Here is a 13,422-nt window from a genome sequence, read left to right as displayed (position 1 = left end):
CGTCAGCTTTTGATCTTGCTCCGTTCGGCGCGCTGCTCTGCATAGGCGCGACGCAGGCTTTTCCGATAAAGCGGATTGTCCGGCATGATCGCTACCGCTTTCCTGAGCAAGCTTATGGCCTGTTTCCGGCGGGTCTTGTCCTCCAGCAGCGCCAGACCATAGAGATGCGTCACCACCGGACTTGACGGCTGCACCCGATAGGCAATCCGTCCGGCGGCGATAGCCTTTTCGGTTTGCCCGAGACCGGTATAGGCCTGGGTCAGCCCTGCCATGATCAGAGCATCATTGTTGCCAATGCGCTGGCGCAGATTTTCCAGAATATGGGCCGCAACGGACCAGCTTTCGGTTTCCAGATGGGCATAGGCCATCCAGCGCAGCCCCGCGATATTGCCGGGATTGTAATTGAGATATTGCGCGAGATCCTCGCCCGCCTGCTGCATCTCGCCTTTCGCGCGCAAAACTTCGACCAGACGCAGCATCACCGGTTCGGAAAAGCGGATGCTGCGCGCCTGTCCGAGCGCGTCCAGCGCCTCGTCATAATTGCCCATTGTCGCGGCGACGTCGGCGACCAGAATATGGGCCGCGCTCGCGCCGCGATTGCCTTGTTGCAGCCGCTTCGCTTCGGCAAAGGCGGCAGCATAATCACCCGCCGTGTAGAGCGCGCGAATATAGGGAACCACCACCCGCGCATCGTTCGGGTTGCGCTGCGCTTCGGCGCGCAGCACGCTGAGCGGGGCGGCCGCCATGAAGGCGCTCTCCCGTCCGAAATCATGAACCGCGGCGCGGTTCATGATGGCCGCGGCCTGCCCCCGCTCACCGATCGATTCGAGCGCGCGGCCCGCCAGCCACAGCGCATAGGGATCGGCGCCGCTCCGGTTGACCTGCGGCTTGAGAATATCGACCGCATCGCCGGCGCTCCCCGCAAGATAGAGCGAACGTGCCAGCAGGTTCTGCGCCTGCCTGTTGTTCGGCTGGATCGAGACGAGCCGCTGGAACTTGTCGACCGCGGCATTAGGATTGCCCTCGGCATGTTCGATGATCCCCTGCACCAGCAAAACCGCCGGAACGTCGTCGATCGCGCCTCCGGTTTTCTGCATCAGTCGTCTCGCCAGATCATATTGTCCCGCCCGGGCCGCGAGCACCGCCTGCATGAAGAAGGCGCGCGGGTTCTTGCCATCGAGGGCGATGATCTTGCGCGCGACGACCAGCATGTCGGTCATCCGCCCCATATCCCCCAGCGTCGCCGCATATTCGGTCAGCAAGGGCACGTCATTGGGATCCAGTTCCAGTGCCCGTTCGAACCAGGGCAATGCCGCGCCGAGACCGAACTGGAACCGCAACAGCTCCCCGCGATATTGCAGCGCCCGGATATTGGCGGGGTCCAGCCTCACCGCCTCGTCAACCGCATTGGTCGCCCCGGCCTGGTCCCCGGAACGTGACCGGAAGCGCGCGATATCGACCCAAAGATCGGGATTGTCGCCGTCCAGTTCCATCGCCCGGTTATAGGCAGCGCCAGCCAGTGGCTCATCGCCCATTTGCAGGGCAACCTTCCCCATGATCCGGGCAGCATAGCCTTGATGTTCCCTCGGGATGTCATTGGTCAGCAACTGGTCGCGCGCCTTTTGCGCCTCGCCCTGCAGCGAATAGGCGTGCCCGTAGAGATGTCGCACATATGCCGGATCGATTCCGAGTTCCACGGCCCGGTCCAGTTCCGCCTCGGCCCCGATCCCGTCCCTTAGCTTCAGCAACACTTCTGCCTGCGCCACCCGCGCGTCAATCCACTGCGGATCGGCCTTGATCGCATTCAGCAATTCGATCCGCGCCGACCGCACATCGCGTTTGGCGCGAAACTGCTCGGCCCTGGCAAAGGCGTCTCGTGCGTCCTCACTGCCTTCGCTGGCGCCATATATGGCCGTCGGGGCCACGGCCAGGGCGAGGGCCAGCGCTGACGCGAGCAGGACCGGCTTGCTGGTCAGGCGCAGTTTCAGGACAAGATCGGACAGCATGGTTCAGCTGGCTTGCTGCAACTTATATTGCTTGAGCAGATCATAAAGTGTCGGCCGGCTGATCCCCAGCAATTTGGCCGCATTGGAAATATTGCCGCTGGTCTGCGAAATCGCCCGCAGGATCGCCGAACGGTCGGCGGCTTCGCGCGCGGCTTTCAGGTTCAGCAGATCGGTCGCCGCATTTTCGTCGACGTCCAGATCAAGGTCGCCGGCGGTGATCATCTTGCCGTCGGCCATGATCACCGCGCGCTTGATCCGGTTTTCCAGTTCCCGAACATTGCCGGGCCAGTGCCAGGCCTCCAGCGCGGCCAGCGCGTCGGGTGCAATCCCCTTGACCGCCGGATTGATTTCCGCAGCGAATTTTTTCTGGAAATGCCGTGCCAGCAGGCTGGCGTCGCCCGAGCGCCCGGACAGGGGCGGGATCTTGATCACGATTTCAGCCAGACGATAATAGAGATCCTCGCGAAAATCATTGTCCTTGATCATCGTCTCGAGATCCTGATGGGTCGCGCAAACGATCCGTGTATCGACGGCAATCGGCTTGCGTCCGCCGATCCTTTCGATCACCCGCTCCTGGAGAAAGCGCAGCAATTTCACCTGGAGCGGCAGCGGAATATCGCCAACCTCGTCGAGGAAAAGCGTGCCGCCGGCGGCCTGTTCGATCTTCCCTTCGGTCGTCTTGATGGCGCCGGTAAAGGCCCCTTTTTCGTGGCCGAACAATTCGGATTCCAGCAGATTTTCCGGAATGGCCGCACAGTTGATGGCAACAAAGGCCTTGTCGCGACGATCACTGGAATCGTGCAGGCCCTTGGCCAGCAACTCCTTGCCGGTACCGCTGGCGCCCAGCAGCATGACCGAGGCGTTGGTATTGGCCACCCGCTCGATCATCTGGGCCACTTTCAGCATTTCCGGCGCGCCGGTGATGATCTCTCCCAATATATAGCCGTCGCTGTTGCTCCGGGCGGCAAGGCTGGCATTTTCCTGTTCCAGATTGCGCACGTGAAAGGCGCGCCTGACAATCAAGCCAAGCTCGTCGATATCCACGGGCTTCTGGTAGAAATCCCATGCGCCGCCGGATATCGCCCGCAAGGCGCTGGCTTTTTCGCCATGGCCGGAGGCAACAATCACCTTGGTGTCGGGCTTCAGGCTCAATATCGCTTCCATGGTCGCGAAGCCTTCCGTGGTGCCGTCCGGGTCCGGCGGCAGCCCCAGATCGAGCGTGACCACATCCGGCTCTTCCGAGCGCAGCTTTTCGATCGCAGTCTCGCGGTCGCCGGCGATGATGACATCGAAATCGTCATAGGCCCATTTCAGCTGTTTCTGCAGACCCGGATCGTCTTCAACGACCAGCAGTTTCTCTTTTTTGGGTTGCTCTTTGTCCGGCATCATGCGGCCCTTTCGTCAGCGGAAATATCTTTCGGCAAATGTTTGGCGAGCGGCAGAAGCAGCGTGAAGCGGCTCCCCACATTTTCGGTGCTCTCCACTTCCAGACGCCCGTTCATCGACCGTGCCAGTTCGCGCGCTTCATAGGCTCCGATTCCAAAGCCGCCCTGTTTGCTTGATGAGAAAGGCTTGAAGAGCTGGTTGCGGACAAATTCGGCGGACATGCCGGTGCCCTGGTCACAGACTTCGATGGCCACGCTCAGGTCACGGCGCCGCGCGTTGATGGTGATCGGCTGGTCTTCGGTGCTGGCGTCGATCGCATTCTGGATCAAATGACCCAGTATCTGTTCCACCCGGGCCGGATCCGCGAAAATCGTCAGATCATCGACACGGCTGCATTCCAGACTGTGAAGCAACCGCTTCTTCTCGATGATCGAGCGGATAAGGTCGGCAACCTTGACCGACTTCGGTTCCTCGGGGTGGCTCTTGTTATGCTGCGACAGGCGTTCGAGCAGCCCGTTCATCCGGTCTGCCGAATCCTGCAGCGTCTCGATCATATCCGCCTGAAACTCGGGATTGTCAGCATGGCGCTTGGCGTTGCGCGCCAGCAGGCTGAGTTGGCTGACCAGATTTTTGATATCATGCATGATGAAGGCCATGCGTCGGTTGAATTCATCGAACCTCTGCGCCTCCGACAGGGATTCCTGACTGCGCGATTCAGCCAAATAGCTTGCCACCTGACGGCCGACAACGCGGAGCATGTCGAGATCCTCCCAGTCCAGTTTGCGGTCGATTCTGGGACGCGCTAGCAGCATCAGGCCGGCAAGCCGGTCAAAATGTACCAGCGGCACCGCAACCCATGCCTGATCATCTTTGGTCATCCATTCGGGAATGGCCGCGGCATCGCATTTGTCATCCTTGCCCGCCCGCAACGTGTCAAATTCGACGATATGACTGGTGCTTTCGAGAAAGGGGATGGTTCTCGTCGTGCAGGCCCGCGCCGGGACCTCGATTGATGACCAGTTCCAGCGGGATTGCAGCACCAGTTGCCCGGATTCATCGGGCACCAGCAAAATCCCGGCTGGCGACTCCGTGATATCGGCGATCGCCTTGATCACCCGTTGGTGGAACGGCGCGCTATCCACGCCGGGCCGGCCGATAGTATCCGTGAAACGGATCCACTCCGATCGATAGTCATAGCGGTGCTGGAAGAAATTCTTCGCCAGCTTCACCTTCAGCCAGGCGCGGAAACGGCCCGATGGCAACAGCAACAAGGCACCGATGGTAGCTCCGAACAGGAAGCTGATCTGGGCCAGACGGGCATAGTCTCCGCCGATGATCTGCAGCGCCGTCGCGATCACGACCATCATCAGCAGATAGCTGCCGATCGCCACCAGCGACAGAGAACGGAAAGCGACGCTGCGCGACAGTTTCAGATTCCATTCCGTGTTGCGCAAGGACGCCAGGGCCAGAATCGGCGCGATCACCGCGATCATCGGCCCGCGCATCGCGTGCAGTTCCATGGGGACGCTCTGGGTCAGATAGGTGATTGTGAACAAATTGAGATCATAGGTCCAGATCGCGGCCAGCGAGGCCATCGGCAACCGGATGCCCCAGCGGGTTTCCGGCGCCGAAATCGAATAGAGATTGTGCACCAGAACCAGGGCGCCCACGGCAAAGATCATCCGCAGCACCAACGAGGTGTAAAGCGTCACATTTTCGAGCCGCGGACTGCCGGAAAAGGCCGGAAGCATTGAATCCACCAGCATCTGCCCGACGAGCACGAAGGAGAGCGCCGCATAGATGCCGTTGACCGTCTTCGGCTCGTCGCGGCCTTCCCCTGCCCGCAGCAGGATGAACATGAAGCCGAGCCAGCCAAAATTGCGCAGGGTTTCCGCAAAACGCGAAATCGGTGACAGATATCCCTCGACCGCGATCGACAATGCCCAGAAACTGGTCAGCGTGATCGCGATGGTCAGCCATATCTGCTTGTTGTTGCGTTCAACCTTCCGCTGGAATTGCCAGATCGCCAGCGCGCCGAAAAGCGCGGCGGCGATGCCGTGACCGAACAGGCTGATATAGTCGAGAAGCGATCCCATATCAGCGCGCTCCTTCCGGCCACAACACGACCCTGATGGTCTGCAGGATGATCAGCAAATCGAGAAATGGTGTGTAATTTTTTGCATAATAGAGATCATATTCAAGCTTGTGCCGGGAATCCTCGGTCGACGCGCCGTAGGGATAGTTGATCTGCGCCCAGCCGGTGATCCCGGGTTTGACGATATGACGCTCCGCATAATAAGGCATTTGCGTCTGCAGATCGTCGACAAATTGCGGCCGTTCCGGACGCGGACCGACGAAGCTCATCTCGCCCTTCAACACGCTCCAGGCCTGGGGCAGCTCGTCAATCCGGACCTTGCGGATGAAATTGCCGATGCGCGTGATCCGCGGATCATTTTCACTCGCCCATATTGCCTCGCCATCCGGCTCTGCATCGGCGCGCATGGAGCGAAGCTTCAATATGTTGAACCTCTGGCCGTAGAGACCGACGCGCTCCTGTTTGAAAAAGGAACCGCCGCGGCTTTCCAGCCTGATCAGCAGCGCAAAGAGCAGGATTACCGGCCCGGTCAGGATCAGCAACAGGAAGCTCAGGAATATGTCGAAACCCCGCTTGAACGTGGTCGACAGTCGCCGCCCCGAGGAAAAGCCGTCGGAAAAGATGAACCAGCTCGGATTGACGCTATCCAGATCGACCCGTCCGGTTTCGCGTTCGAGAAAGCTGGACAAATCGTTGACATGCACGCCGGTTGTCTTGATCGTCAGCAAATCGGCGACGGGAAGCGCATTGCGTCTTTCCTCGAGCGCCAGAACCACTTCGCTGACCTCGAGATCGATCACATGCTGCGGCAGATTGTCGATATCCTGACGGCGGACCGCGCTGTCAATCACGCGCGCCCCTTCATTCATCGAGACATAGCCGGCAACGATGAAGCCGCATTCCGGGCGTTTTTCCAGCGCGGCGATACGCGCGGCCCGCGGCCCTGCCCCGAGGATGAGCAGCCGTCGCTTGAAAATATCGCTGTCGAGCATGGTCCCCAGCAGGACGCGAATGACCATCAGGAAGGTGATCGCCAGGATCATCGCGTAGAGTGAATTGGAGCGCCAGAGCGTGATGCCGGGCAGCGCGAAAGCGAGCAGGGAGAGGAAAATAACCCCCAGCGAGATTGCGACCAGGATGCGGGCGGCGGCAAAGCGCAGGGATTGCAGCGCCTCGGGTCCGTATACGCCGACCGCGATCAGCGCCAGTTGCAGGGCAAAGGCAAAGCTGAATATCGGCCCCGGACGATCGAAAATCGTTCCGACCCCCATGTCGATCTGGATCGCGCGCAATATCCAGCCCACTTCCGCGGCTGCAAGCAGCAGCGCGAAATCGATCAAACCCAGAAAGATGACAGGGTAAGGAATATAATGTTTGAACAATCGGATCATATCGCGCGTCGTCTTTCCTTGGTCAGCTTCGGCCATAAGGAAAATTCGTTAGCTGTCGGTAAATTTTACAGAATAAAATCCGCGCAGGCGCTCTCTTTCGTCGATATTGTTCAATATACCGACAGTCAGACCTATTGGTAAACGCCGGTTTCACGCAGTTTTGGCGCGCATCAGCCCCTAGTCGTTGACGAAATCAAACGGCGTCAGGCCGCGCTCCCTTTCATCGAATTTGAGCGCGCGGCTGCGCGGCGGGGCGGACCGCTGCGAACATTGCGGCCGGGTACAGGCCGTGCAGCCCAGACCGATTGCATCGGCTTGCTCGATACCCAGATCCTTGCCCCGCGCATAATAGAGCGCCGACGCGACATCGGCGGACACCCCGAGGCCGATGGCAAAAGCCGGCGTGTGCCCGCCCGCTCCGGAGCCGATGCCCTGCACCGCACGCGACAAAGTGAACCATGTCGAACCGTCTTCCAGAGCGACCAGTTGCGACCGGATTTCGGCCGGTTGCTCGAAAACCCGGTGGATGTCCCAGAGAGGACAGCGATGGGCGCTTTCGACCAGCGGCGCGTTGCTCGCTCCGGCATAGCGTTTGGAAATCATCCCCGAACGGTCGATCCTGACCATGAAGAACGGCAGGCCGCGCGAGCCGACGCGCTGCAAGGTGGTCAGCCGATGGGCGACCTGTTCGAAGCCCGCACCGAAGCGGCGCTGGAGCAACTGGATCCGATAACCGCTCTGTTCGCAGGCCTTTAGAAACCGGCCATAAGGCATCATCAACGCCGCCGCGAAATAGCCGGACAGGTGCCGACGGAACAGCTTTTCGGCCGCACGGTCCGTGAATTTCCCGCCCGCCGCCAGCGCGTCAATCTCTGCCTTAGCCTCGATCTGGCCGAGCAAGAGTGCGGCCTGAAACGTGCGGGAGGCAGGGTCGAGCATTTCCGACAACTGCAACTGCCGGGCGTGCAGGTCCAGTCGGCGCAGCTTGTCAGGCAGTACGGTTTCCGGCAGGATCCTGATCGTCAGCTGATGTTTGACCCGGAGCCTTTCGGTAATCGCCCCATAGAGATCGCCAGCACCGAGGCGCAGTTCGTCGGCAAGCTGCTCGGCCATGGCATCGAGATCGGCGAAATGGTTGCGCCAGCGTTCTATTTCCCGGCGGACTGCCTGGATCGGATCGGGCGCCCCGCTATCCCCCGTTTCATCGCCGGTCTTGCGATTGTCAAACAGGCGGACAAAGGCTTCGGCCGTATTGGGCGACGCGATCAGCCATTCTTCCAGCTCCGTTCGATCGATCGACAGGTCCTCGAACAGCGGATTGGCGAGGCGCTGGCGGATCGCATCTATTCCGCCACCCGGTTCTGCGGCAATCAGCTGTCGCGGATCAAAATCGAACCGTTCGGCCAGCAACAGCATCAGACGGGCGCTGAGCGGCCGCTGGTTGCGTTCGATCAGATTGAGATAGCTGGGCGAAATATCCAGCGCTTCGGCCAGCGCGACCTGAGTCATCGCGGCGCTGCGCCGCAGCCGTTTGATAGCGGCACCGGCAAATAGTTTCTGGACTGTCATGTCGCCGCTATGTAAATTTATTTACATTGATTCAAGCCAAATTGCGATTTCTTGTAATATTCAACGAACGCGAACAATATTCTGTGGTCGCTGTCTGTGATCCGGCCTGCCGATCAAGCCCGCAACAGAGGGTAAATGTTTCTTAACCGCGTCCGGCTATTTCCTTAGGGAATTTGAAATAAACTGGTGCCTGCTATGCTCAAAGAATCCATCCTGCTTGTCGCGTCCACCGGACTGCTGATCTACTTCATCACGCCGAAGGAAGAGCCGCCAAAAACGGCGCCTGTCGCGGCTGAAGTACAGGAAATGGCGCCCCCTGTCGCTCCGGTATCGGATGACAGCTGGGAAGAGGATGACAGCGAGGATAGCGACTATGAGAATTTTGTCTTTGGAGAGCCGATGACGGTGGCTGGCAGTGAGGGCGATGACCCCTGGGATGAAGATCACAACCCCAGCCTGCAATATCAGGCAGACAAGTCACCCTCGAAAAGCCGCTCTTCGGTTGGCGAGGCCCCGCCCCTGGCAGGCAGCCCACGCCCGGGTGAACCCGGCAGCCAGCAGAATCCGATCGAGCGGAGCGAAGGCTCCGGCGAGGACTAGTCCAGCAGCAATGGTTGACCGGCCTTTCCCCGGAAAAACATCGCTCAAATTCCGTATTTTATAAATGAAAAACCTACGCGCCAGATCAACCGGGAAGCGGAAACGTCAGATCTGGAGACTACGTCACTCCCTGCTATTCCCTGATTGCTGACGGTCGGCACTGACGATCGGTCAGTCGACGCAGCGCTGCATCTGATAGACGTCGGGCGCGATCATCAAGTCGAACCGGTTCCGATCGACGACGGTGACCGGACCATCCATCCGGAAACGACCGCCCGCCTCGCCGGTTTCCTCGTCAACCGCCAGATCATTGAGGCTCAAAACCAGTTTTCCATCCTGCCAAGCCCAGGTGCCGACCAGATCTTCCGAGACAAAATTTCCGCCGGCGATCATCGTCCAGCTGGTGGGTGCCGAACATATTTCATCGACAAAGGTCCAGCGTCCCTCAAAATAGGACGCGTCGGTGGGGCCAGCCGCTTGCGCGACGGACGCGACTGCGGCAACCGCCAGCGCGCCCGGGACGATCCACCGCCAACCCATCTATTTCTTCATGATCTGCAAGGTTGCGGCGGTCAGAGCCTCGGCGCCGGTCTTGATCACCGTCTCCGCATCGGGCGCCCAGAATGGGCTGTGCAGCGATGGCAATTTCGTACCTGCCGCCACCGAGGCCTGATATTCTGTCATAGGGACGCCACCAACCCAGAAGATCATGCTCTTGATATTTTCATCGGCACGGCGGTAGCGGCTGAAATCCTCGCCACCCATCACCGGCTTCGACTGCACGACGCGATCCTTGCCGAAGCGGGTTTCGAACAGCCGCGCCATTTCCATTGAAAATTCCGGGCTGTTGTAGGTAGCGGGGGTGAACTCCGCATCGCGCACCGACACGACCGGCATCCGGTCCTCGGGCATGCCCGCGGCAATCGCTTCACCGCGCGCAATCCTCTTGATCCCGTCGAGCAGCTTGGCCCGGGTGGCATCGCCATAGCTGCGCACGGTGATCAGCAGCAACGCCTCGTCGGAAATGATATTATGCTTGGAGCCGGCCTGGAAACTGCCAACCGTGACAACGGCGGGATCCTGCGGATCGATCTCGCGGCTCACCAATGTTTGCAGCGCGCCGACTATCCGGCTGGCCAGCACGACGGGATCCTTGGTGGTGTGCGGATAGGCACCATGGCCGCCAACGCCCTTCACCTGGATATCGACGCTGTCGACATTGGCCAGCGCGAAGCCGGGCGCATAGCCGATATATCCTGCAGGAACGCCGGCTGCATCGTGAAAGGCCAGCGCATAGTCCGGCTTGGGAAAGCGGGTATAGAGACCGTCTTCCAGCATCGCCATCGCGCCCTCGCCCGTCTCTTCGGCCGGTTGCAGGATCATCACCAGCGTGCCCGACCATTCGGCTTTGCGCTCAGCCAGTTGCCGTGCGGTGGCAACCCAGCCCGTCATATGCGTGTCATGACCGCAGGCGTGCATCACATAGGTATCATTGCCCTGTCGGGTTTTCGCCTGGGCCTTCGATGCGAATGGCAGCCCGGTTTTTTCCTCCAGCGGCAGGCCGTCCATGTCGGCGCGCAACATCACCGTCGGGCCCTCGCCATTTTTCATGATCGCGACCACGCCGGTGCCACCGACATTTTCGGTAACCTCATAGCCCAGACGCCGGGCTTCGGCAGCCAGCTTGGCGGCTGTGCGCACTTCCTCGCCACTCAGTTCGGGATTGGCATGCAGATCACGATAGATATCCATCAGCGAGGGCATGTCCGCCGCGATGGCATCCTTCAGACCGTCGGCCTGTGCCGGCATGACCGCGATCATTGAAGCTGCTGCCATCAATCCGAGTTTTGTAATATTCCGCATATCCATCCCCATTCCATATTTTTCTAGCCCTGCCTAATCGGAAGCGAAATGCTTGTCAGGTCCAAAATTTCATTCCGCTGGCGTCAACTCCATCACGTCGACCTTGCTTTCATAGGCGGGAAACGGAAATATCATCCGCCAGCGTTTTGGTCCGATGCGCTGGACAACCGCCGCCTGATCGCGTTTGGCAGTCTGGCCATAAGGCACCAGAGCATTTTCATAATGGTAGATCAGGGAGCCGAGATATATTGACTGGTTCCCGGCCGCTTTGTCGATCCAGCCGATCGTGCGCTGCGAGCCGGTCAATTTGGTGAAATGCTTGCGGCCATTCTGATCCACGATCCGGCATTTGAAGGCAGGATAAGCGATATAGGGCAGCCCGCCATCGGCATCGCCATCCAGCTTGGTGATTGAGCAATTATAGAGGCCTTGCGGAATGTCACTGCCAGCCAGAGCCGCATCGGTTTTGAAAAGCGGAGAACGAGCGGCAAGCAAGGCACCCTGCCCCGCACCGGTGACGCCCGATCGACCGATCTCCAGCGCCTCCTTCCAATTTTCCAGCCTTTCTACATCGGCAGTTGTCGCCCGCTCACGCCATAGCGGTGCGACTGGCACCTCCGCGGCGGCTGCAACGAGCAAGAACAGCCCGGCAATCACTGTGCGGTCCAGCCCCCGTCGATCGAAATATTCGCGCCGGTAATCGCCCGCGCCTCGTCCTTGCACAGGAAGATGGCGAGCGCAGCGATCTGGTCGATCTGGACAAACTCCTTGGTTGGTTGCGGCGCCAGCAGGACATCGTTGATCACCTGCTCGCGCGTCAGCCCGCGCACTTCCATCGTGTTCGGGATCTGCCCCTCGACCAGCGGTGTCCAGGTATAGCCGGGCGAAATCGTGTTCACGGTGATACCGTTTTGCGCGACTTCCAGAGCGACCGTCTTGCCAAAGCCGTCAATCGCGTGCTTTGCCGCATTATAGGCGGACTTATAGGGGCTCGCGACCTTGCTGTGCATCGATCCGGTGTTGATGATCCGGCCCCAGCCTTTTTCCTTCATGCCCGGCAGCACCGCCTTGGTCGCGTGGAAGGCGCTGTTCATGATGATGTCCATCACCGCGTTCCATTTTTCCTCGGGAAATTCGTCGACGGGCGAAACGAACTGGATACCGGCATTGTTGATCAGGATGTCGACGGTCCCCAACTGCTCGGCACAATCGGCGCACATCTGCCGGATTTCCACCGGCTTGGTCATGTCGGCGCTGCTATAGGCGGCCTTGGTGCCGCTCAATGTCTCCAGTTCCTGACGAAGCGCTTCAATCTCGCCCGCGTCGCCGAAGCCGTTGATCATCACCGCCGCGCCTTCCGCGGCCAGCGCTTTTGCATAGCCACCACCAATGCCCGATGTAGAGCCGGTGATCAGCGCAGTCTTGCCCTTCAAAAACATAGATATCTCCTTTGCCGCGACCTTAAATCAGTCGCACCGGACTGCAACGATTTTGTAAAACTATCTGGCGGAACTTGCGCTTTTTCCGGAATCAGGCGAATTGGGACCGGACGAGGAGACAAGTAATGCGTTTAGACGATCTGGACCCCAGCAAGAATGTTCGCGATCAGGGCCGTGGTGGCGGCCGGAGCTTTGGCGGTGGCGGAGGTGGCGGTCTCGGATTGCTGCTCAGCTTCCTGCCGATGTTGCTCGGCCGGAAAATGGGCTGCGGGACGATCCTGCTGATCGGCGGCGCCGCGGCGGCTTTCCTCTATTTCAGCGGCGGCGGCCTGCAACTGGCTGGCGACACCGGCGCGGGCGGCTTCCAGTCGGAAAGTTCCGGAACCAATGTGGCGTGCGATACGGAGGAAGAGCTTTTCGCCTGTCAGGTGCTCGCCTCGACGGAGCAGACCTGGGCCAAATTGTTCCAGCAACAGGGCCAACGGTACAAGCCCACCACCCTCACCTTTTACGACCAGTCCGGGCAATCGGGCTGTGGTGCGGCGCAAGCAGCGATGGGACCTTTCTATTGCCCGGCGGATCAGGGTGTCTATCTCGACACCAGCTTCTTCCGCGAAATGTCCACGCGCATGGGCGCGAAGGGTGATTTCGCCCAGGCCTATGTGATCGCGCACGAGGTCGGCCATCATATCCAGAATCTGACCGGTGTAGCGAATCAGGTGCGCAACGCCCAGCGCACGGCAAGCAAAGCCGAAGGCAATGCGCTGCAGGTACGGATGGAATTGCAGGCGGACTGTTATGCCGGCGTCTGGGCAGCGCAAAATGCCGACCGCATGGAACCCGGCGATGTCGAGGAAGGCCTGAACGCGGCGCACGCTATCGGCGATGACACGCTAATGCGCGGCGCTGGCCAGCGACCGGTGGAAAGCATGTTCACCCACGGATCTTCCGAACAGCGCATGGCCTGGCTGCGCAAGGGATTGCAAACCGGCGATCCTTCGGCCTGCGACACGTTCGCGCGCGGCGCCGTATAGAAATTACGGGCTCCGGCGTCACACTGGAGCCCACTTTTG

11 protein-coding genes are annotated in these 13,422 nt (G+C 59.9%); 2 read left to right on the top strand and 9 right to left on the bottom strand.

All coding sequences use genetic code 11. The features are described from left to right. Positions 1 to 2: 2 nt before the first annotated feature. From CHN51_RS14190 to CHN51_RS14170, 5 genes are all read right to left on the bottom strand, one after another. Positions 3 to 2,006: a tetratricopeptide repeat protein gene (locus CHN51_RS14190; protein WP_100094604.1), complete on the bottom strand. Its 2,004-nt coding sequence runs from the start codon at positions 2,004 to 2,006 to the stop codon at positions 3 to 5. A 3-nt stretch (positions 2,007 to 2,009) separates the two neighbouring features. Next, entirely contained in the window at positions 2,010 to 3,395 is a 1,386-nt protein-coding gene (prsR, locus tag CHN51_RS14185; RefSeq protein WP_100094603.1) for a PEP-CTERM-box response regulator transcription factor, read from the bottom strand. Next, entirely contained in the window at positions 3,392 to 5,488 is a 2,097-nt protein-coding gene (gene prsK, locus CHN51_RS14180; RefSeq protein WP_100094602.1) for an XrtA/PEP-CTERM system histidine kinase PrsK, read from the bottom strand. The genes prsR and prsK overlap by 4 nt, the downstream gene beginning before the upstream one ends. 1 nt (position 5,489) lies before the next feature. After that, positions 5,490 to 6,878, bottom strand: coding sequence for a TIGR03013 family XrtA/PEP-CTERM system glycosyltransferase (locus CHN51_RS14175; protein ID WP_100094601.1), 1,389 nt, complete (start codon positions 6,876 to 6,878; stop codon positions 5,490 to 5,492). Between the two features lie 177 nt (positions 6,879 to 7,055). After that, positions 7,056 to 8,447 carry a helix-turn-helix transcriptional regulator gene (locus tag CHN51_RS14170; RefSeq protein ID WP_100094600.1) on the bottom strand — a complete coding sequence of 464 codons (1,392 nt, stop codon included), beginning with the start codon at positions 8,445 to 8,447 and terminating at the stop codon, positions 7,056 to 7,058. A 195-nt stretch (positions 8,448 to 8,642) separates the two neighbouring features. Here CHN51_RS14170 and CHN51_RS14165 point away from each other — a divergent pair, with 195 nt between their 5' ends. Next, complete coding sequence (locus CHN51_RS14165; protein ID WP_100094599.1) at positions 8,643 to 9,047, top strand: hypothetical protein; 405 nt, start codon at positions 8,643 to 8,645, stop codon at positions 9,045 to 9,047. A gap of 171 nt (positions 9,048 to 9,218) precedes the next feature. On the opposite strand, the gene CHN51_RS14160 is transcribed toward CHN51_RS14165, so the two are convergent. The 4 genes from CHN51_RS14160 to CHN51_RS14145 all read right to left on the bottom strand — a co-directional run bounded on the left by CHN51_RS14160 (position 9,219) and on the right by CHN51_RS14145 (position 12,349). Further along, positions 9,219 to 9,587, bottom strand: a complete 369-nt coding sequence (locus CHN51_RS14160; RefSeq protein WP_100094598.1) for a hypothetical protein — start codon at positions 9,585 to 9,587, stop codon at positions 9,219 to 9,221. After that, positions 9,588 to 10,910: an amidohydrolase gene (locus CHN51_RS14155; RefSeq protein WP_100095659.1), complete on the bottom strand. Its 1,323-nt coding sequence runs from the start codon at positions 10,908 to 10,910 to the stop codon at positions 9,588 to 9,590. A gap of 69 nt (positions 10,911 to 10,979) precedes the next feature. Beyond that, positions 10,980 to 11,567, bottom strand: coding sequence for a DUF4893 domain-containing protein (locus CHN51_RS14150; protein ID WP_164089234.1), 588 nt, complete (start codon positions 11,565 to 11,567; stop codon positions 10,980 to 10,982). Further along, the gene (locus CHN51_RS14145; protein WP_100094596.1) at positions 11,564 to 12,349 is read right to left on the bottom strand and encodes a 3-hydroxybutyrate dehydrogenase; all 786 of its coding nucleotides are present in this window, start codon (positions 12,347 to 12,349) and stop codon (positions 11,564 to 11,566) included. The genes CHN51_RS14150 and CHN51_RS14145 overlap by 4 nt, the downstream gene beginning before the upstream one ends. 125 nt (positions 12,350 to 12,474) lie before the next feature. Here CHN51_RS14145 and CHN51_RS14140 point away from each other — a divergent pair, with 125 nt between their 5' ends. Further along, positions 12,475 to 13,383, top strand: a complete 909-nt coding sequence (locus CHN51_RS14140; RefSeq protein WP_100094595.1) for a neutral zinc metallopeptidase — start codon at positions 12,475 to 12,477, stop codon at positions 13,381 to 13,383. The last annotated feature ends 39 nt before the right edge of the window (positions 13,384 to 13,422 follow it).

Source organism: Sphingorhabdus sp. YGSMI21 (genome assembly GCF_002776575.1).
Classification (GTDB): domain Bacteria; phylum Pseudomonadota; class Alphaproteobacteria; order Sphingomonadales; family Sphingomonadaceae; genus Parasphingorhabdus.
Note: the sequence above shows the minus strand (reverse complement) of the source record. Positions and strands in the feature narration are given on the sequence as shown.

Coding starts and splice junctions, on each gene's coding strand:
- CHN51_RS14165 (WP_100094599.1), top strand. CDS start 8,643: ATGCTCAAAGAATCCATCCTGCTTGTCGCGTCCACCGGACTGCTGATC.
- CHN51_RS14145 (WP_100094596.1), bottom strand. CDS start 12,349: ATGTTTTTGAAGGGCAAGACTGCGCTGATCACCGGCTCTACATCGGGC.
- CHN51_RS14160 (WP_100094598.1), bottom strand. CDS start 9,587: ATGGGTTGGCGGTGGATCGTCCCGGGCGCGCTGGCGGTTGCCGCAGTC.
- CHN51_RS14155 (WP_100095659.1), bottom strand. CDS start 10,910: ATGCGGAATATTACAAAACTCGGATTGATGGCAGCAGCTTCAATGATC.
- prsK (WP_100094602.1), bottom strand. CDS start 5,488: ATGGGATCGCTTCTCGACTATATCAGCCTGTTCGGTCACGGCATCGCC.
- CHN51_RS14190 (WP_100094604.1), bottom strand. CDS start 2,006: ATGCTGTCCGATCTTGTCCTGAAACTGCGCCTGACCAGCAAGCCGGTC.
- CHN51_RS14175 (WP_100094601.1), bottom strand. CDS start 6,878: ATGATCCGATTGTTCAAACATTATATTCCTTACCCTGTCATCTTTCTG.
- CHN51_RS14140 (WP_100094595.1), top strand. CDS start 12,475: ATGCGTTTAGACGATCTGGACCCCAGCAAGAATGTTCGCGATCAGGGC.
- CHN51_RS14170 (WP_100094600.1), bottom strand. CDS start 8,447: ATGACAGTCCAGAAACTATTTGCCGGTGCCGCTATCAAACGGCTGCGG.
- prsR (WP_100094603.1), bottom strand. CDS start 3,395: ATGATGCCGGACAAAGAGCAACCCAAAAAAGAGAAACTGCTGGTCGTT.